Origin of the sequence: Bradyrhizobium sp. CCBAU 11430 (genome assembly GCF_028128855.1) — a bacterium.
GTDB classification, from domain to species: Bacteria; Pseudomonadota; Alphaproteobacteria; order Rhizobiales; family Xanthobacteraceae; genus Bradyrhizobium; species Bradyrhizobium ottawaense.
The window spans coordinates 60,478-78,782 of the sequence record NZ_LBJV01000071.1 but is presented as its reverse complement, the minus strand read 5'-3'; the positions used below and the strand labels follow the sequence as shown (position 1 = coordinate 78,782).

The following is an 18,305-nucleotide window of genomic DNA, read 5'->3' as shown; positions in this document are numbered from 1 at the left end:
GTGGAGCGACCAGCCAAAGCTCGGGCGAAATGCGCCGCGAGGACGAAAAAGCGTGTCTGCGATTTGAAGATGAAAATGAAGCGAATTGCGCTCTCGTGCCCCGGACGCTGCGCAGCGCTCCTTCAGCGGTGCGCTGCAGAGCCGGGGCCCATCTCGCCCGCATTGTGCCGTGCGGCCTCCTGGATCCCGGCTCTGCACCGCATCGCTAGCGCGCTGCAGCGCGTCCGGGACACGAGAGCAGCACGCCCCCACGAATGTGGCGAGATCGCATCTGTTCGACAAAAAAATCCCCTGTCGACGGTCCTCCGCGGTACCTTGATGAATCAACCCCGGTTGGTCCATAAGCGGCGTCCCGTGGCCGGTGGTTCGCCCCCGCGTTGCGTGCTTGGATAGAGGAATTCTCGCGTGGCAAATATCAACCAGAAAATTGCGCAGGAGCTTGGGGTTCGGGCGGAGCAGGTCGAGGCGACGGTGACGCTGCTCGATGGCGGCGCCACGGTTCCCTTCATCGCCCGCTACCGCAAGGAAGCGACCGGTGCGCTCGACGACGCGCAATTGCGCACCCTGGAGGAGCGCCTGGGTTACCTGCGCGAGCTCGAGGACCGCCGCAAGGCCATCCTCGAATCAGTCCGCGAGCAGGGCAAGCTCGATGCCGCGCTCGAGGCCTCCATTCTCGCCGCCGACAGCAAGGCCCGTCTCGAAGACATCTATCTGCCGTTCAAGCCGAAGCGCCGCACCAAGGCGGAGATCGCCAAGGAGGCCGGCCTCGAGCCGCTCGCCAACCAGCTGATGGCGGAGCCGACCAACGATCCGAAGGTCGTGGCCGAAGGCTTCATCAACGCCGAGAAGGGCGTTGCGGATGCCGCCGCCGCGCTGGATGGTGCCCGCGCCATCCTGGTCGAACGCTTCGACGAGGACGCCGATCTGATCGGCGCGCTTCGCGAGGAAATGTGGACCAATGCGCGCATGGCCTCCAAGGTGCGCGACGGCAAGAAGACCGAGGGCGAGAAGTTCGCCGACTATTTCGAGTTCTCCGAGCCGCTGACCAAGCTGCCCTCGCACCGCATCCTCGCGATGTTCCGCGGCGAGAAGGAGGAGATCCTCGACCTGCAGATCCAGGCCGAGGCCGAGGCGCCGCCGCCGGGCGTGCCCAGCGCCTATGAACTGAAGATCATGAAGCGGTTCGGCATCGCCGACCTCAAGCGCGCCGGCGACCGCTGGCTGATCGACACCGTGCGCTGGGCCTGGCGCACCAAGATTCAGGTCCATCTCAATATCGACCTGCGCATGCGGCTGTGGAACGCCGCCGAGACCGAGGCCGTGCGCGTGTTCGCCTCCAATTTGCGCGATCTCCTGCTGGCCGCGCCGGCCGGCACCCGCGTCACCATGGGGCTCGATCCCGGCTACCGCACCGGCGTCAAGGTCGCCGTCACCGATGCGACCGGCAAGGTGGTCGATACCGCCGTGATCTATCCGCACGAGCCGCAGCGGCAGTGGAACGAGTCGCTCGCGATCCTCGGCAAGCTCGCATTGAAGCATCGTGTCGAGCTGATCGCGATCGGCAACGGCACCGCCTCGCGCGAGACCGACAAGCTCGCAGGCGATCTCGTCAAGGGTCTGGCCGAGCTGAAGATGACCAAGATCGTGGTGTCGGAGGCCGGCGCGTCGGTCTATTCGGCCTCGGCTTTCGCCTCGGAGGAATTGCCCGGTCTCGACGTCACCCTGCGCGGCGCGGTCTCGATCGCGCGGCGTCTGCAGGATCCGCTCGCCGAGCTCGTCAAGATCGAGCCCAAGGCGATCGGCGTCGGCCAGTATCAGCACGATCTCGGCCAGGCCAAGCTCGCAAAATCGCTCGACGCCGTGGTCGAGGACTGCGTGAACGCCGTCGGTGTCGACGTCAACACCGCGTCCGCACCGCTGCTTGCCCGCGTGTCGGGCGTCGGCTCCGGTCTGGCGCAGAGCATCGTGGCCCACCGTGACGCCAACGGCCCGTTCAAGTCGCGCAAGGCGCTGAAGGACGTGCCGCGGCTCGGGCCGAAGGCGTTCGAGCAGTGCGCCGGCTTCCTGCGCATCCTCGGCGGCGAGGACCCGCTCGACGCGTCCGGCGTGCATCCGGAAGCTTATCCGGTGGTGCGCCGGATCCTCAGCGCCACCAAGAGCGACATCAAGGCGCTGATCGGCAGCAGCGAGATCGTGCGCACCTTGAAGCCGAAGGATTTCGTCGACGAGACCTTCGGTCTGCCGACCGTCACCGACATCTTGAAGGAATTGGAAAAGCCCGGCCGCGATCCGCGTCCGGCGTTCAAGGCCGCCGTGTTCAAGGAAGGCGTCGAGGAGATCAAGCATCTCCAGAAGGGCATGATCCTCGAGGGCACCGTGACCAACGTCGCCGCGTTCGGCGCCTTCGTCGACATCGGCGTGCACCAGGACGGCCTCGTGCACATCTCCGCGATGTCCAAGACCTACATCAAGGATCCGCGCGAGGTGGTGAAGCCCGGCGACATCGTCAAGGTCAAGGTGCTGGACTTCGAGGTCGCGCGAAAGCGCATCTCGCTGACCTTGCGCCTCGACGACGAGGTCGGCGCCAAGAAGGACGCCCCCGGCATGCAGCGCGACAACAGCTCGCGCAACCCTTCCCGCATGACGTCGTCCGCACCGCGCAAGCAGGAATCGTCCGGCGGCGGTGCGCTCGCCGAAGCCCTGCGCAGGGCAGCGGAGAAGAACAACGGCAAGCGGGCGTGAGATCTTAACCTCTCCCCGTCCTTTGCGGGGAGAGGTGAGCTGCTCGACGGTGGAAAGCTTTCTCCACGTCGTCATTGCTTCGTCGCAAGGGCTCCTCGCAATGACGGGGAGAGAGTTGGGCTCCCTCTCCCTAACACCCGCGTCAGAATCTGGCGCGTTTGTAAGTTGCAGGCGCCGCTCGCTTCCTCTCATCTGATCGTCCTCGTGCGGCGTTGAGACCGCCGCACTGCAAGGAGGATGCTTCGATGAACAGCAGGCTTCTCAAAGGCCTCACCGCGGTGACGCTCGCCGCGGTGATGGCGGCAGCTTCACCGGTGCTCGCCAGAGGCGGCGGTGGCGGACATGGCGGCTTCGGTGGTGGTGGCCATTTCGGTGGTGGTGGTCATTTCGGTGGCGGCGGGATGCGCGCCGGCGGCTTTAGCGGCATGCATGTCGGCGGGATGGGCGGCGCGCGCTTCGCCCATGTCGGCGGTCCCGCCTTTGGCGGCGCACGCTTCGCGCATGCGGGGATCGGGCCGCGGTTCGCCGGTGCCGGCTGGCACGGTCACCGCGGCTTCCACCATCATCATTTCCGTCGTTTCGCCGTCTTCGGCGCGCCCTTCATTTACGCCGGCTACAATGACGGCTGCTGGCGCAGGAGCTGGACGCCCTACGGATGGCAATGGGTCAATGTGTGCGGAGACTATTGGTAGTCGCATCGCCGTACCGCACCATTGTCGCGGTCGCCACCGGGCGGTTCCGTCCAGCCCCGGAACGGGATAGTCTGGTGGCGATCGTCGCGCGGAGTTTTGCATGACCGGAGGTCACCGTCGCATCCTGGTCGTCGAGGACGATCCGGAAACCGCAGGCCAGCTCGTCGAGGAATTGACGACCTCCGGCTACGACGTCGATCTCGCAGCCAACGGCCGTGAAGCCCTGAGCCACGGCGCCGCGCGCGACTATGCCGTGATCACGATCGACCGCATGTTGCCCGATATCGACGGCATCAGCGTGATGCGGCAATTGCGCGACGACGGCGTCGCCGCGCCGTTCCTGATCATCTCCGCGCTCGGCGAGGTCGATGATCGCGTCCGCGGCCTGCGCGCCGGCGGCGACGATTATCTCGTCAAGCCGTTCTCCTTCACCGAATTGCTGGCGCGGCTGGAGGCGCTCGGCCGCCGCAGCGAGACCATCGCCAAGGAGACGCTGCTGCGGGTCGGCGATCTCGCCATCGACCTGATCGCACGCAACGCCAGCCGCCGCGGCCGCAAGATCCCGCTGCTGCCGCGCGAATTCCAGCTGCTCGAATATCTCGTCCGCAACGAGGGCCGCGTCGTCTCCCGCGCGATGCTGCTCCAGCACGTCTGGGACTTGCATTTCGACCCCTCCACCAACATCATCGACGTCTATGTCGGTCGCGTCCGCCGCAAGGTCGACGATGCCCAGGCCTATCCGCTGATTCATACCATACGCGGCATCGGATATTGCCTCCGTGCTCCTGGTTAAGACGCTCCGCTCCTCGACCTTCCGCCTGGCGCTGATCGCGATCGCGGCCTTCGGGCTGATCGTCGCGGCGATCATGGCCTATGTCTATTTCGGCACGCTGGCCTATGTGGAGAGCCGGGTCGGCGACGCCGGCGATCACGGTGGGTTCACCGCGATGATCGAGCTTGCGATGGCCGCGGTTGCCGTGCTGCTGCTGGTGCTCGCCGGGCTCGCCGCCGTGCTGGTGACGCGGCGCACGGTGGGGCGGATCGAGGAGATCAACGCCACCAGCCGCGCCATCATGCTTTCCGGCCTCGACCAGCGCATCCCCTTGCGCGGCAGCCATGACGAATGGGACCGCGTCGCCGAAAACCTAAACCAGATGCTCGACCGCATCGAGACGCTGATGGGCGAGGTCAAGCAGGTCAGCGACAACGTCGCCCACGATCTGCGCACGCCGCTGACGCGGATGCGCGGCCGGCTGGAAAAGGCCTATCACCACGAGCGCAACAGCGAGGCGGATGCCGCGCTGATCGGCGACACCATCGCCGATCTCGACGCCGTGCTCGGCATGTTCGCCTCCATCACCCGGATCTCCGAGATCGAGACCCGTGCCCGCACCGGCGCCTTCCGCGCGCTGAACCTGACTGAAATCGCCGGCGAGGTCGTCGAGCTCTACGACGCCGCCGCCGAGCAGGTCGCAACCCGCCTCAGCCTTGCCGGAGACCGCCAGGTGCCGATCACCGGCGATCGCGACCTGCTGTTCGATGCCATCGCCAATCTCGTCGACAACGCGATCAAGCACGGCCGGCCGGGCGGGCAGGTGACCGTGACGTGCCGCAGCGCCGAGGGCGGCGCGGTGATCGCGATCGCCGACGATGGTCCGGGCATTCCCACGGAGGAGCGCGATCACGTCTTCAAGCGCTTCTACCGGCTCGAGCAGAGCCGCTACACGCCGGGCAACGGGCTCGGTCTCAGTCTCGTCGCCGCGGTCGCGCGCCTTCACGGCGCGGGAGTAGCGCTAAGCGACAATGCGCCGGGCCTGACGGTCGAACTCAGCTTCCCGATCGCGCTATAGCTCGATCACGCCGCGGCGTGCCGCATGCGCCACCGCGTCGGTGCGGCCGGTGGCGTCCAGCTTGTCGAGCAGCGAGCCGACATGGAATTTGACGGTGTGCACGGAGATGCCGAGCCGTCGCGCGATCATCTTGTTGGACGCGCCCTCGGCCATCAGCGCCAGCACGTCGAGCTCGCGCTGCGTCAGCGCGATGTCGGCGGGCATGATGCGTGGATCGCGGGCGACGATCGTCGCCGTGGCGGCCTCGCCCGGCGCGGCAAGGCGAAGTCCGGCGATATTGCCGAGCAAAGCCGCCAGGCGATCGGCGAGGGCGGGATCGTCGATCTCCAGCGACAGCACGATTTCCGGTGCGTTGTCCTCGCTCACGCCTCCGGCCTCTCGCCGACCGTGACCTTGAAGCTGACCGGCTCGCCGCCGCGGCGCGCCGCGACATCGACCACCGCGCCGACGCTCGCAGGTCCCAGCGTTCGTGACAGCGCGCGCACGCCTGATAGCTTCTGGTCGTTGACCGCGACGATCACGTCGCCCTGGCGGATGCCGGCCGCGGCCGACGGACCGGCCTTGTCGACATTCATCACCATCGCGCCGATGCCGTCGTCGAGCCGGACCGGCTGGAGCCCGAGGCCGAGATACCCGCGCGCGATGCGGCCGCGCGTCTCGAGTTGCGCCGCGACCCGCTCGATCGTCGCCGTCGGGATCACCAGCACGCGCCGCGGCCCGAGCACCGCCATGCCGAAGGCTTCACCCGAAGCATCGAGTGCGAGGCCGCCCTGCTGGCTGCCGCGCAGGCGGACATCGAGCTCGATCCGCGCATCGATCTCGCCGCCGCGCAAGGAGCGCCAGCCGCTGCCGGATGCCGACACCAGCCCCAGCGCGGCACTCGGCGTCTCGCGGTTGGTGGCCACCACGATCGACAACGCGCCGAGGGGCGGGACGGTTGCGGCGAGCTTGACCGTCGTAACAGCGGCCTCAGTGCGTAGCAGCGCGATATCGGTGGTGTGGTCGCGGCCCACGATCGTGGCGGCCGCCCGGCTGCCGTCGGGCAAGCCGATTTCGACCTCGCCCTCATCGGCCAGCGCCTCGTCGGCGGTGACGATCAGGCCTCCCTTCCAGACGAAGCCGGTCGCGCGGGAGCGATGCGAGTGCACGGAGACGACAGAGGGCGCGGTGTGCGCCACTACGTCCGCGAGGGCGGACGATAGTGAGGACAGGGGAGTTGGGTCGGTCATGGCTGGCTCCTGTAAGCTGCCCCAATCTGGGATGTCGGGGGGAAACGCGAAACTGGCCGGGTGGTCAGGACAGAGCCTGTTACGGCCGACGAACATGTGATTGGGAGCCGCTCACGGGAACGTGTAGCAATCGGCCCGAGATTGCGCCGCACGGCCTTAAGCCCTTTCAGCGAGCCCTGACTGACCATGACCATCGACCTCACCCGCCGCACCCTGCTGCAACTCGCCGGCGCGACCTCGCTGGCCATGGCCGCCGCGGCCGCGGCGCGCGCCGAGGGCACCCCGCAGGGCGGCGGCCCGACCTTTGGCAGCCGCACGCCGATGCGGGTCGGCATGGTGACGCTGCGGGTGAAGAATCTCGACAAGGTTGCGGACTACTACCGCGATGTCATCGGCCTCACGGTGATGGAGCGCTCGGCGACTGCGGCGAAGCTCGGCACATCAGGCATCCCGCTGCTGGTGCTGGAGGCCCGCCCCGATGCGGAAATCGAGCCGCGCAATGCCGCTGGCCTCTATCACACCGCCTTCCTGATGCCGACCCGCAAGGACCTGGCGCGCTGGCTTGTGCACGCGGCCTCGCACCGCGTGAAGCTGTCGGGCTTTGGAGATCACCTCGTCAGCGAATCCGTTTATCTCGATGACCCCGAAGGCAACGGCATCGAGGTCTATGCCGACCGCGATCCCTCGCAATGGCAATGGAGCGAGGGCAGCGTGAAGATGGCGTCCGACGAGCTCAACATTCCCGACCTGCTGTCGCTGACCAATACGCGCGTGCCTGATTACGCCAGGGCACCGGACGGAATGCGCATCGGCCACATGCATCTGCGGGTCGGCGATCTCGCGCAGGCCGGAGGCTTCTATCATGGCGCGATCGGCCTCGATCCGACCCGCAGCCGCAATGGCGCGGCGTTCCTGTCGTCGGGGCGCTATCATCATCACCTCGGCATGAACGTCTGGCAGAGCCAGGGTGCCGGCCAGCGCGACGATCAGATGACGGGTCTCGCCTGGTTCTCGCTGGTCATGGCGAAGCCGGAGCTGCTCGCCGCGCAGGAAGAGCGCCTGCGCAAAGGCGGTGCGAAAGTCACGGCGCTTGCCGACGGCGTGGAGGCGATTGATCCCTGGGGCACGCGAGTACGCTTGCTCAAGGTTTGATCGCGGGGGCGGGCATTGCTAAGACCCGTCGGGTGCCAGCTTCCGGAGCCCCCGACATGTCCGAATTCCACGGCGTCTTTCCCTACCTCGTCTCCCCCGTCGATGCCGACGGCACGGTGCGCACCGGCGTCCTCGCAAAGCTCTGCGACGATCTGATCGGCGCCGGCGTGCACGGACTGACGCCGCTGGGCTCGACCGGTGAGTTCGCCTATCTCAGTGCCGCGCAACGCACGGCGGTCGTGCAGACCACGATCGAGGCCGCGAGGGGCCGGGTGCCCGTGATCGCGGGCGTCGCCTCGACCTCGACGGCGGATGCGGTGGCGCAGGCGAGGACCTACCAGAAGTGTGGGGCCGACGGCATCCTGGCGATCCTGGAGGCGTATTTTCCGCTCACCGACGCCCAGGTCGAGGCCTACTTCCGCGCCATCGCGGATGCCGTCGACATTCCCGTCGTCATCTACACCAATCCGCAATTCCAGCGCTCGGACCTCACCCTCGACGTGATCGCGCGCCTCGCCGAGCATCCGCGCATCGGCTACATCAAGGACGCATCGACCAACACCGGTCGGCTGCTCTCGATCATGAACCGTTGCGGCGATGCCTTGCGGGTGTTCTCGGCCTCCGCCCACATCCCGGCCGCGGTGATGCTGATCGGCGGGCTTGGCTGGATGGCGGGACCGGCCTGCATCATCCCGCGCCAGAGTGTCGCGCTCTACGACCTCTGCGAGGCTGGCCGCTGGGACGAGGCCATGGCGCTGCAGCGCCGGCTGTGGCGCATCAACGAGGCCTTCGCCCGCTTCAATCTCGCCGCCTGCATCAAGGCCGGGCTTTCGATCCAGGGCTACGACGTCGGCGACCCCGTCCCGCCGCAGGCGGCGCTGACGGCCGAGGCGCGCCAGGTAGTGGAGGCGGCGCTGCGGGAGCTGGCGTAGCTTCCGTAGGGTGGGCAAAGCGACTGACGTCAAAGAGATCGTGGGCACGGCGCAAGTGCGCCTTTGCCCACCCCACGGATTCGCGTGTCGCGGGACAGCATGCCGAATCCGCGGATATCCAGCCCAAAACCGCGGCTGGTATGCCCTTGATCGATCCGCTAAAAGGCTGCCCGCAGTTTCGAAAAGACCTCGAGGACCCCACGGAATGAACATTCTTCCCGGCAATTTGCGATTCGGAGCGGGGCAGCCCGTCAAGCGTTTGGAAGACCAGCGGCTGCTGACCGGGAAGGGGCAGTTCATCGACGACAAGCCGGGCGACGGCGCCCTGTGGCTCTACGTCCTGCGCTCGCCGCATGCCCACGCCAAGATCGTCTCGATCGACACCAGTGCAGCCGCCGCGATGCCGGGCGTGACCGCGATCTACACCGGCGCCGACCTCGTCAAGGACGATGTCGGCAGCATCCCGACGCTGAGCATCTTCAAGCGCCCCGACGGCAAGCCGATGACAGTGCCGCCGCGCCGATTGCTCGCCCATGAGGTCGTCCGCTACGCCGGCGAGGCCGTGGCGGCCGTCGTGGCGTCGTCCCGCGTCGAGGCGCAGAGCGCGGCCGAGGCAATCGTCGTCGAGTACGACGTGCAGCCGGCGGTGGTCGACCCCGTCGAGGCCGTGAAATCAGGCGCGCCCGTGGTGTGGCCGGAGGCGCCCGACAACATCGTCGGCGCGATGGCTTATGGCGATGCCGCCAAGGTGGACGAGGCGTTTGCCAAGGCGGCGCACACCGTCGAGCTCGACCTCGTCAGCCAGCGCCTCGTGCCGTCCGCGATGGAGCCGCGCTCGACCATTGCCGAGATCGACAAGAAGACCGGCCGCCTGCTGCTGCACGTGCAGTCGCAGACCCCGGCCTCGACCCGCGACGTGCTCGCCGAGGCCGTGCTGAAGCGTCCCAAGGACAGCGTGCGCGTGCTGGTCGGCGACATCGGCGGCGGCTTTGGCCAGAAGACCAACCTCTATCCCGAGGACGGCATCGTCGCTTACGCCGCAACCAAGCTGAGCAAGAAGATCCGCTGGCGCGGCGATCGCACCGACGAGTTCGTCGGTGGCACCCACGGCCGCGATCTCACCTCGACGGCGTCCTTCGCGCTCGACGAGAAGGGCAAGGTGCTGGCCTATCGCGTCAAGTCGATCGGCTGCACCGGCGCCTATTCCTCGGGCGCGGCGAACATCATCCCGCTGGTGCTCGGCCCGTTCGTGCAGACCGGCGTCTACGACCTGCCGCTGGTGCATTTCGAGGTGCAGTCGGTGATGACCCACACCGCGCCGGTCGGCGCCTATCGCGGCGCAGGCCGGCCCGAGGCCGTGTTCATCGTCGAACGCCTGTTCGACGCTGCTGCGCGAAAAATCGGCATCGATCCGCGCGCGATCCGCAAAGCCAATTACATCAAGCCGGCGCAGCTGCCCTACACGAATGCCGCCGGACAGGTGTACGATTCCGGCGCCTTCGCGCACATGCTCGACCGCGCCGTGAAGCTCGCCGACTGGGACGGCTTTGCCGCGCGCAAGAAGGCGGCGAAGAAGAAGGGCCTGCTCTACGGACGCGGGCTCACTTCCTATATCGAATGGACCGGCGGCCGCGCCCACACCGAGAAGGTCAGCCTGCACGCGACCTCGCAAGGGCGCGTCGTGCTGCATTCCGGCACCATGGCGATGGGGCAGGGGCTGCAGACCACCTACACCCAGATGATCTCCGACACGCTCGGCATTGCCATGGACAAGATCGACGTGGTCCAGGGCGACACCGATTTGGCGATGGGCTTCGGCAGCGTCGGTTCGCGCTCGCTGTTCGTCGGCGGCACGGCGGTCGCGGTCTCCTCCAACGATCTGATCCAGAAGGCGCGCGAGAAGGCTGCGAACGTGCTGGAGACCTCGATCGAGGACATCGAATATCAGGGCGGCATGCTCACCGTGGTCGGCACCGATCGCCGCATCAGCCTGTTCGACATCGCCGAGAAGGAGAGCGGGGCCAAGCTCAGCGTTGATTCCGAAGGCGAGGTCGATGGTCCGAGCTGGCCGAACGGCACGCATATCTGCGAGGTCGAGATCGACCCCGAGACCGGCGTCTCCAAGGTCGTGCGCTACACCACCGTCGACGACGTCGGTGTCGCCGTGAACCCGATGCTGGTCACCGGCCAGATCCATGGCGGTGTTGCGCAAGGCATCGGCCAGGCGCTGTATGAGGGCGTCTCGTATGATGCCGACGGCCAGCTCCTCACCGCCAGCTACCAGGATTACTGCATCCCGCGCGCCGACGACGTGCCGCCGATCGTGGTGACGCTGGATGATTCCGCGCCGTGCCGCACCAATCCGCTCGGCGCCAAGGGCTGCGGCGAATCCGGCGCCATCGGCGGTCCGCCCTGCGTCACCAACGGCGTGATGGACGCACTCGCCGAGCTCGGCATCACCCAGCTCAACACGCCGCTGACGCCGCAGAAGGTCTGGCAGGCGATCAAGGAGGCGAAGGCGGCGGGGTAGTCGTTCGCTCCAAACTCCGCTGTCGTCCCGGACAAGCGCGCCATAAGCGCGCGCCGATCCGGGACCCATAACCACAGGGAGTGGTTGTGGCGCGAACTGGTAACTCCGAATCCCCGCAATCACATCTCCCTGTGGCTATGGGTCCCGGATCTGCGCTTACGCTTGTCCGGGACGACAGCGGAGTGTGTAGCGCTCGCTCGCGCCAAATGCTCGGGCTACGGCGCTAAATCCCCAGCATCATCTTCGCAATAATATCGCGCTGGATCTCCGAGGTGCCACCGAAGATGGTGTAGGCGCGGCCGTTGAGATATTCCGGCACCATTGTCAGCATCTCCTCCGGCGTCGCCGGCTCGTGATTGAGCTGGTAGAGCGGTCGCATGGGCTCGACGGCGAGGGCGTCGTGGCCGATCACGTCGACTCCGAGCCGCGTCACGGCCTGGCGGATTTCGCTGTTGCGCAGCTTCAGGATCGACGACACCGCGCCGGGATTCTGTCCGGTCTGCAATGCCGAGAGCACGCGCAGCTCGGTCATTTCAAGCGCGTCGATATCGACTTCCACCTCCGAGATGCGCGCCGCGATATCGGGGCTGTCGATGGCGCGGCCGGTCAGGTCCGATTCGGCGAGATCCGAAATCGCTTTCAGCCCCTCGCGCAGCTTGGCCGAGGCGATGCCCGAGCCGCGCTCGAACTCGAGCAGATATTTGCCGTAGGTCCAGCCCTTGCCTTCCTCGCCGACCCGGTTGGCCACGGGCACGCGGACGTCGTCGAAGAACACCTGGTTGACCTCGTGGTCGCCCCCGATCGTCAGGATCGGGCGTATCGTGATCCCCGGCGTCTTCATGTCGATCAGGATGAAGCTGATGCCGTCCTGCTGCCGCGGCCCGTCGCTGGTGCGCACCAGCGCGAACATGCGGTTGGCGTGATGCGCATGCGTGGTCCAGATTTTTGTGCCGTTGATGACGTAGTCGTCGCCGTCGCGCACCGCGCGCGTCTTCAGCGAGGACAGATCGGAGCCGGAGCCCGGCTCGGAATAGCCCTGGCACCAATAATCCTCGCCGGAGAGAATCCGCGGCAGGTAGAAGTTTTTCTGCTCGGGCGAGCCGAACCCGATGATGACGGGCCCGACCATCTTTACCCCCATCACATTGACGTTCGGTACGCCGGCCCGTGCGGATTCGGTCTCGAAGATCCAGCGCTGCGCCGGCGTCCAGCGCGGCCCGCCATGCTCGACCGGCCAGCCCGGCGCGCCCCAGCCCTGCCTGTGTAGCGCGCGCTGCCAGGCCATGCCGATATCAGGGTCGGAGAATACCGACGGCGTCAGCGCGGTCGCGCGCTTCATCTCCTCGGTGAGATTCTTGGCGATGAAGCCGCGCACCTCGTCCTGGAAGGCGCGCTCCTCGGCATTGAACGACAGGTCCATGAGGCTCTCCCGATATCAGGCCTTGCGGCCAAGTTCGGCGTGACGGGCATAGTGGTGCGCGCTGCCGCCAAACAGCGTGTCGAAGGCGACCAGCCGCTTGAAATAGGCGCCGACCTCGAGCTCCTCGGTGACGCCCATGCCGCCATGAAGCTGGATCGACTGCTCGCCGACGAACCGTGCGCATTTGCCGATCTTGGCTTTCGCGGCAGACGCCGCACGGGCCCGCTCGACCGGCGGGCTATCCGCCTTCAGCGCAGCCCGCAGCGCCATCGAGCGCGCCTCGTCAACCTGCATCGCCATGTCGGCGAGGCGATGGCGGATCACCTGGTTGGCCGACAGCGGCCGTCCGAACTGCTTTCGGATCTTGGTGTATTCGAGCGTGGTGTCCAGCAGCGTCTGCATGATGCCGACGGCTTCTGCGCCGAGCGCGGCCATGGCGCGGTCAATGGCCCATTCGATGGCCGGCAGCGCGTCGTGGCTGTCACCGAGCAGGGCGTCCTCCGGCAGATGCACGTCGGACAGCTCGATGTTGCAGGCGCGTCCGCCGCCGAGGCGCGGATAGTCGCTGACGACGAGGCCAGGCGTCGTCGCCGGCACGAGGAACAGGCCGATCCGTCCCGAAGGCCTCTGATGATCATGAATGTGCGCGGAGACGATGATCTCATCGGCGGCATGGCCGTCGAGCACGGCGATCTTGCTGCCGGCAAGGCGCCAGCCGTTCGCCGTCTTGTTGGCTGATGTCGCGACCTTGGCGAGATCGAACCTCGCCGCGCGCTCGGAATGCGCAAACGCAAGCTTCAAGGATCCATCCGCGATCTTCGGCAGGCTCTCCTGCTTCTGCTCATTGGTGCCGCAGCGGTCGATCAGTGCAGCACCCAGCACCACGGTCGCGACATAGGGCTCCGACACCAGCCCGCGGCCGAACGCTTCCATCAGGATGCCGATCTCGACGGCACCGCCGCCTAGCCCGCCGAACTCTTCCGCAATCGGCAGCGCCAGCCAGCCGAGCTCGGCGAACTGCTTCCACACCGCCGGGCTGAAGCCGAGTGGATCGTTCGCCATCTTGCGGCGGTGATCGGCATCGTAGCTTCCGGCCACGAAGCGCTCCGCGCTCTCGCGCAGCAGTCTTTGCTCGTCGCTGAGGTTAAGATCCATCGCAATTACTCCGCGGCCGCCGGCGGCTTGCGCACGGAGGGATGCAGACCGGAGGGATCGACGATCATGCCGAATTCCTGAAGATTGTGGGCGTGGCAGAGCTGATGCAGCGCGAAGGCCTGGTCGATCGCGGCGGGCTGGCCCATCACGTCGACGGAGCGGTTCACCGCTTCCTTGGTCATCTTCAGCGCGAAGGCCGGCTTTGCCGCGATCCTGCGCGCCAGCTCCAGAGTGCGCGCAGAAAGCTCCGCGCGAGGCACGACCTGATTGACCATGCCGAGCTGCCGCGCCACCTCGGCGCTCCAGTTGTCGGCGGTGAACAGGAACTCCTTGGCCTTGCGCGCGCCGAGCTCCCAGGGGTGCACGAACCATTCGACGCCGCAGACGCCCATGGTCACCACGGGATCGCAGAACTGCGCGTCGTCGCTGGCCATGATGAGGTCGCAGGCCCAGGCCAGCATCAGTCCGCCGGCGATGCACTTGCCGTGCACCTCGGCAATGGTCGGCTTGGCCAGATTGCGCCAGCGCCGGGTGATCTGGAGATAGATTTCCTGCTCGCGCGCGAAGCGGCCATGGGCATTTGGCTCGGCAAAACCGCCCCAATTTCCGATCGGTGGAAAATCGACGCCGGCGGTATTCTTGCCGCCGGGACGCAGATCATGGCCGGAGGAGAAGTGCGGACCGTTGCCGGCGAGGATGATCACCTTGACCGAATCGTCCTGCACCGCCGCGTCGAAGGCGGCGTTGAGGTCGTAGGTCATTTGCAGGTTCTGCGCGTTGCGCGCCTCCGGCCGGTTCATCACGATCCGGGTGATCGCTGGATCCGGCCTCTCCACGAGGATGGTCTCGAACGAGGTCATCGCGTTCCCCCGGTGTTCTGTCTTATTGTTTCGTCGAGTTGACTATGTCGGTCAGGGATAGGCAAGAGGCTTGCGTCAGTCGGCTGGGGTGCGCAGCGCAGTCATTCCGGGATGGTCCGAAGGACCAGACCCGGAATCTCGAGATTTTCAGTTGCGCAAGGGCGCACCATAGCTCGCTTCGCGCCCCGGAATGAACCCGAAAAGCTGGTACCGCGTTATCGCTATCTGATATTGAGTTACGGGATTCCACCGGGAGAAATTTAATGCGCAAGATCCTGACCGTGCTGGCGGCGCTGGCCTCGCTGAGCCTCACCAATTGCGGCTACAACGCGATCCAGAGCGAGGACGAGCAGATCAAGTCCAACTGGTCCGAGGTCGTGAACCAGTATCAGCGCCGCGCCGACCTCGTGCCCAATCTCGTCAACTCGGTGAAGGGCTTTGCCCAGCAGGAGAAGGACGTGCTGCTGGGCGTCACCAATGCCCGCGCCAAGGTCGGCAGCGTCCAGGCGACGCCCGAGGTGCTGAACGATCCGGCCGCCTTCCAGAAGTTCCAAGCCGCGCAGGGCGAGCTCTCCAGCGCACTGTCGCGACTGCTGGTCGTCACCGAGAACTACCCGCAGCTCAAGTCGGACGCGCTGTTCAAGGATCTGATGTCGCAGCTCGAGGGCACCGAGAACCGCATCACGGTGGCGCGCAACCGCTACATCAAGGCGGTGCAGGATTACAACGTCACCATCCGCTCGTTCCCGAGCAACCTCACCGCCATGATGTTCGGCTACAAGGAGAAGCCGAACTTCTCGGTCGCAAACGAGAAGGAAATCTCGACCGCGCCGAAGGTGGACTTCAACCCGGCGCCGGCACCGTCGAAGTAAGCGCGCGCCGTTTTGCGAATGCGCCAAGCTCCACCCACCGCCGTCATTCCCCGCGGAAGCGGGGAATCCAGTACGCCGCGGCCTCTCCGTGGGCTTCTGGCGTCTCTGGAATACTGGATCGCCCGGTCGAGCCGGGCGAGGACAGCGAGTTGGTGGCGCGCGGCTTTCGTTGCGGCGCTCGTCCTCGCCTTCGCGCTCCCCGCCTCAGCCGACGTCGCCGTCCCCCAGCTCACCGGCCGCGTGGTCGATCAGACCGGGACGCTGTCCAGCAGCGAGACCGCCGCGCTGTCGCAAAAGCTGCGGGACTTCGAAACACGCAAGGGCAGCCAGATCGCCGTCCTGATCGTGCCGACCACGCAGCCGGAGACGATCGAGCAATTCTCGATCCGCGTTGCGGAGGCCTGGAAGATCGGCCGCAAGAAGGTCGACGACGGCGCGATCCTCGTCGTCGCCAAGAACGACCGGCATCTGCGCATCGAGGTCGGCTACGGCCTCGAAGGCGCGCTCACCGACGTCACCTCGCGCCGGATCATCGATGAGATCATCACACCGAAATTCAGGAGCGGCGATTTCGCCGGCGGCATTGCTGACGGCGTCGAGCGCATGATGCGGGTGATCGACGGCGAACCCTTGCCGGTTCCCTCGCCCACCGTGAACTTCGGCAGTCTCGACGATCTCGCGCCGCTCTTCATCGTCACGCTGTTCGTCTCGGTGGGCATCGGCGGCGCCTTCCGGGCCGCGCTCGGACGGCTGCTCGGATCGTTCGTGACTGGAGGCATCATTGCGGCGCTGACCTGGTTCATTCTCGGGTCTTTCGCACTTGCCCTCGCGCTGGGTGGTCTCGGCTTCATCATCGGATTCGTCGCCGATCTGTTTTCGGTGATCACGCCGGGCACTGGCCGCTCGCGCGGCGGCTCCTGGTCGAGCGGCTCCTCGTCGGGCGGCTGGAGCAGCGGATCGTCGAGCAGTGACAGTGGCGGCTTCAGCGGCGGTGGCGGCAGTTTTGGCGGCGGCGGCGCCTCGGGGAGCTGGTAGCGGTATGAGCATCAAGCGCATCGCCAGACATCTCGTGCAGCATCATTGGCGGGCAAAGCAGATCTTTCCGCCGGCCGTGCTCGCCCGCATCGAGCAGGCGATCAGGCAGGGCGAGACCACCCATTCCGGCCAGGTCCGCTTCGTGGTCGAAGGCGCACTCGACGGCGCGCCGCTGTTCCGCAACCAGCCGGCCCGCGAGCGCGCGCTCGACGTGTTTGCGCATCTGCGCATCTGGGACACCGCGCATAACAACGGCGTCCTGATCTATCTCCTGCTCGCCGACCGCGATGTCGAGATCGTCGCCGATCGCGGCATCCACGCCAAGGTCGGTGCCGAAGGCTGGGAGAGCATCTGCCGCGCCATGGAGGCGGAGTTCAGGTCGGGCCAGTTCGAGCGCGGCGTAATCGACGGCATCACGGCGGTGTCGCGCGAACTGGCGCGGCATTTTCCGCCCGGCGCATCGCATGCGAACGAGCTGCCGGATGCGCCGGTCGTGATGTGAACGGAGCGCGCTCCGTTCTCTCACCGTCATCCCCGCGCAACGGCTCCGCCGTTGCGCGGGGATGACGGAAGTGACAAGGGACGCCCAGCGCCTATTCCGCGGCCGTTCATCTTCGCCCGATTACAATTTGTTTCACGCCCGCCACACCGGTTCCACTTTCCCGGCCAAATTCGGCCCCGGATAACTTCCTAAAATTTCGGTAAGCGGGTCCGCAGGTAAGGATTTCGCAAGCAATGAAAGTTACCAAAAGGTCAACCCAGACTGGAGTATTTGAGCCGTGAGCGAACCAATGCCCGAGCAGGCTGCCCAGGACGCCGGCGTCGTCGAAGCTGCTGCGACCGCGCCGCAGGCCAATGAGGCCGCTGGGATCGAGGCTCCCTCGATTGCGCCGGACCATGAGGCGCCACCCAAGCCGGATCCGGTGAAGATCGAGCCGCCGAAGATTGAGGCATCCCGGATCGACGTACCGAAGCTCGAAGCCAAAGCCGAAACCAAGCCCGAGCCGAAGCCCGGCAAGCTGATCGTCATGGCGCCGTCGGAGCGGAACTGGGACCGTGAGGATTTTGCTCCGCATGTGAAGGCGGAAGAGCCGCGTGAGACCGGCAGCAAGCGCCGCCTGTCGGCGATGGCCGCGGTGGTGGCGATCGCCGCCGGCGTTGGCGCCATCAGCGGCGCGCTCGCAACCGCCGGCATGATGCATTTCGCCGCCCCGGCCCAAGTGCCGGTGCAGGTCGCCGACACCAGCGCGCTCGATGCTTCGGTCGCCCGGATCGATGCCGACCTCGTCGCGCTCAAGGCCAATGTCGAGCACAGCTCGAAAACCGGCGTCACCCAGTTCAACCGGGCCAACGACCGCCTCGACAAGCTCGAGAAGGCGCAGGCCGAGCCGATGGCCAAAATCGCAAAGCTGTCCGAGACCGTCGACAAGCTCCGCGCCACGCCGCCCGCCGCCCCCGCGCAGGCCGCAGCAGCGGTGCCCAAGGAGACCACCGGCTCGATCGCGCCGACCCAGGTTGCGACCGCCGCCGCCGCGCCGGCCCCAGTGGCTGCCGCACCCAAGACCGAGGTCGGCCGCCTGCCGACGGTCGAAGGCTGGCGGCTGCGCAACGCCGGCAATGGCGGTGCGCTGATCGAGGGCCGCGACGGGCTCTACGAGGTCTATCCCGGCGATCCCATCCCCGGCCTTGGTCGCGTCGATGCGATCCGGCGCCAGGACGGCCGCTGGGTGGTCGTCACCAGCAAGGGCCTGATCACCGGACGCTGAGCGGCTCAGATACGACTTTCGAAAGGCGCTTCACCACCATGTGAAGCGCCTTTTTGCTTGAATAGGCGGA

16 protein-coding genes are annotated in these 18,305 nt (G+C 66.6%); 11 read left to right on the top strand and 5 right to left on the bottom strand.

All coding sequences use genetic code 11. The annotated features are described in order from the left end of the window. The first annotated feature begins 405 nt into the window (after positions 1–405). From XI04_RS31545 to XI04_RS31530, 4 genes are all read left to right on the top strand, one after another. Positions 406–2,742 carry a Tex family protein gene (locus XI04_RS31545; RefSeq protein WP_095426745.1) on the top strand — a complete coding sequence of 779 codons (2,337 nt, stop codon included), beginning with the start codon at positions 406–408 and terminating at the stop codon, positions 2,740–2,742. A gap of 245 nt (positions 2,743–2,987) precedes the next feature. Further along, positions 2,988–3,434, top strand: coding sequence for a hypothetical protein (locus XI04_RS31540; RefSeq protein WP_028140430.1), 447 nt, complete (start codon positions 2,988–2,990; stop codon positions 3,432–3,434). Between the two features lie 100 nt (positions 3,435–3,534). Further along, complete coding sequence (locus tag XI04_RS31535; protein ID WP_038948196.1) at positions 3,535–4,227, top strand: response regulator transcription factor; 693 nt, start codon at positions 3,535–3,537, stop codon at positions 4,225–4,227. Then, complete coding sequence (locus XI04_RS31530) at positions 4,214–5,284, top strand: sensor histidine kinase (protein WP_152103531.1); 1,071 nt, start codon at positions 4,214–4,216, stop codon at positions 5,282–5,284. Before XI04_RS31535 ends, XI04_RS31530 begins: the two co-directional genes overlap by 14 nt. On the opposite strand, the gene XI04_RS31525 is transcribed toward XI04_RS31530, so the two are convergent. Both XI04_RS31525 and XI04_RS31520 read right to left on the bottom strand, forming a co-directional pair. After that, a complete protein-coding gene (locus tag XI04_RS31525) occupies positions 5,279–5,650 on the bottom strand; it encodes a response regulator transcription factor (protein WP_028140427.1) in 372 nt (123 codons plus the stop codon). The genes XI04_RS31530 and XI04_RS31525 overlap by 6 nt on opposite strands. Further along, positions 5,647–6,513, bottom strand: a complete 867-nt coding sequence (locus tag XI04_RS31520; protein ID WP_212474883.1) for a S1C family serine protease — start codon at positions 6,511–6,513, stop codon at positions 5,647–5,649. Before XI04_RS31520 ends, XI04_RS31525 begins: the two co-directional genes overlap by 4 nt. Before the next feature lie 186 nt (positions 6,514–6,699). Here XI04_RS31520 and XI04_RS31515 point away from each other — a divergent pair, with 186 nt between their 5' ends. The 3 genes from XI04_RS31515 (at position 6,700) to XI04_RS31505 (ending at position 11,127) form a co-directional block, all read left to right on the top strand. Continuing rightward, positions 6,700–7,665: a VOC family protein gene (locus XI04_RS31515; protein ID WP_271623879.1), complete on the top strand. Its 966-nt coding sequence runs from the start codon at positions 6,700–6,702 to the stop codon at positions 7,663–7,665. A gap of 56 nt (positions 7,666–7,721) precedes the next feature. Further along, positions 7,722–8,597, top strand: coding sequence for a dihydrodipicolinate synthase family protein (locus XI04_RS31510; protein ID WP_038948201.1), 876 nt, complete (start codon positions 7,722–7,724; stop codon positions 8,595–8,597). 205 nt (positions 8,598–8,802) lie between these two features. Then, positions 8,803–11,127: a xanthine dehydrogenase family protein molybdopterin-binding subunit gene (locus tag XI04_RS31505; RefSeq protein WP_271609520.1), complete on the top strand. Its 2,325-nt coding sequence runs from the start codon at positions 8,803–8,805 to the stop codon at positions 11,125–11,127. 223 nt (positions 11,128–11,350) lie between these two features. Here the strand turns inward: XI04_RS31505 and XI04_RS31500 are convergent, their stop codons facing one another. From XI04_RS31500 to XI04_RS31490, 3 genes are read right to left on the bottom strand one after another with little or no spacing between them, the layout of a single operon-like run. Continuing rightward, the gene (locus tag XI04_RS31500; protein WP_212474881.1) at positions 11,351–12,547 is read right to left on the bottom strand and encodes an acyl-CoA dehydrogenase family protein; all 1,197 of its coding nucleotides are present in this window, start codon (positions 12,545–12,547) and stop codon (positions 11,351–11,353) included. A gap of 15 nt (positions 12,548–12,562) precedes the next feature. Continuing rightward, positions 12,563–13,702, bottom strand: coding sequence for an acyl-CoA dehydrogenase family protein (locus XI04_RS31495; RefSeq protein WP_028140421.1), 1,140 nt, complete (start codon positions 13,700–13,702; stop codon positions 12,563–12,565). A 5-nt stretch (positions 13,703–13,707) separates the two neighbouring features. Continuing rightward, positions 13,708–14,562, bottom strand: coding sequence for an enoyl-CoA hydratase (locus tag XI04_RS31490; RefSeq protein ID WP_028140420.1), 855 nt, complete (start codon positions 14,560–14,562; stop codon positions 13,708–13,710). Between the two features lie 263 nt (positions 14,563–14,825). Here XI04_RS31490 and XI04_RS31485 point away from each other — a divergent pair, with 263 nt between their 5' ends. The 4 genes from XI04_RS31485 to XI04_RS31470 all read left to right on the top strand — a co-directional run bounded on the left by XI04_RS31485 (position 14,826) and on the right by XI04_RS31470 (position 18,235). Further along, positions 14,826–15,434, top strand: coding sequence for a LemA family protein (locus XI04_RS31485; RefSeq protein ID WP_028140419.1), 609 nt, complete (start codon positions 14,826–14,828; stop codon positions 15,432–15,434). A gap of 18 nt (positions 15,435–15,452) precedes the next feature. Further along, entirely contained in the window at positions 15,453–16,469 is a 1,017-nt protein-coding gene (locus tag XI04_RS31480) for a TPM domain-containing protein (protein ID WP_370093082.1), read from the top strand. A 4-nt stretch (positions 16,470–16,473) separates the two neighbouring features. Next, positions 16,474–16,971: a TPM domain-containing protein gene (locus XI04_RS31475; RefSeq protein ID WP_028140417.1), complete on the top strand. Its 498-nt coding sequence runs from the start codon at positions 16,474–16,476 to the stop codon at positions 16,969–16,971. A gap of 289 nt (positions 16,972–17,260) precedes the next feature. Beyond that, on the top strand, positions 17,261–18,235 hold the full coding sequence (locus XI04_RS31470; protein ID WP_271609537.1) for a hypothetical protein: 975 nt from the start codon (positions 17,261–17,263) through the stop codon (positions 18,233–18,235). Positions 18,236–18,305 lie beyond the last annotated feature (70 nt).

What these genes read in the sequence shown, in the direction of transcription:
- XI04_RS31510 (WP_038948201.1), top strand. Translation starts at nt 7,722, where the DNA reads ATGTCCGAATTCCACGGCGTCTTTCCCTACCTCGTCTCCCCCGTCGAT.
- XI04_RS31515 (WP_271623879.1), top strand. Translation starts at nt 6,700, where the DNA reads ATGACCATCGACCTCACCCGCCGCACCCTGCTGCAACTCGCCGGCGCG.
- XI04_RS31475 (WP_028140417.1), top strand. Translation starts at nt 16,474, where the DNA reads ATGAGCATCAAGCGCATCGCCAGACATCTCGTGCAGCATCATTGGCGG.
- XI04_RS31490 (WP_028140420.1), bottom strand. Translation starts at nt 14,562, where the DNA reads ATGACCTCGTTCGAGACCATCCTCGTGGAGAGGCCGGATCCAGCGATC.
- XI04_RS31535 (WP_038948196.1), top strand. Translation starts at nt 3,535, where the DNA reads ATGACCGGAGGTCACCGTCGCATCCTGGTCGTCGAGGACGATCCGGAA.
- XI04_RS31470 (WP_271609537.1), top strand. Translation starts at nt 17,261, where the DNA reads ATGCCCGAGCAGGCTGCCCAGGACGCCGGCGTCGTCGAAGCTGCTGCG.
- XI04_RS31485 (WP_028140419.1), top strand. Translation starts at nt 14,826, where the DNA reads ATGCGCAAGATCCTGACCGTGCTGGCGGCGCTGGCCTCGCTGAGCCTC.
- XI04_RS31500 (WP_212474881.1), bottom strand. Translation starts at nt 12,547, where the DNA reads ATGGACCTGTCGTTCAATGCCGAGGAGCGCGCCTTCCAGGACGAGGTG.
- XI04_RS31520 (WP_212474883.1), bottom strand. Translation starts at nt 6,513, where the DNA reads ATGACCGACCCAACTCCCCTGTCCTCACTATCGTCCGCCCTCGCGGAC.
- XI04_RS31495 (WP_028140421.1), bottom strand. Translation starts at nt 13,702, where the DNA reads ATGGATCTTAACCTCAGCGACGAGCAAAGACTGCTGCGCGAGAGCGCG.
- XI04_RS31505 (WP_271609520.1), top strand. Translation starts at nt 8,803, where the DNA reads ATGAACATTCTTCCCGGCAATTTGCGATTCGGAGCGGGGCAGCCCGTC.
- XI04_RS31540 (WP_028140430.1), top strand. Translation starts at nt 2,988, where the DNA reads ATGAACAGCAGGCTTCTCAAAGGCCTCACCGCGGTGACGCTCGCCGCG.
- XI04_RS31480 (WP_370093082.1), top strand. Translation starts at nt 15,453, where the DNA reads ATGCGCCAAGCTCCACCCACCGCCGTCATTCCCCGCGGAAGCGGGGAA.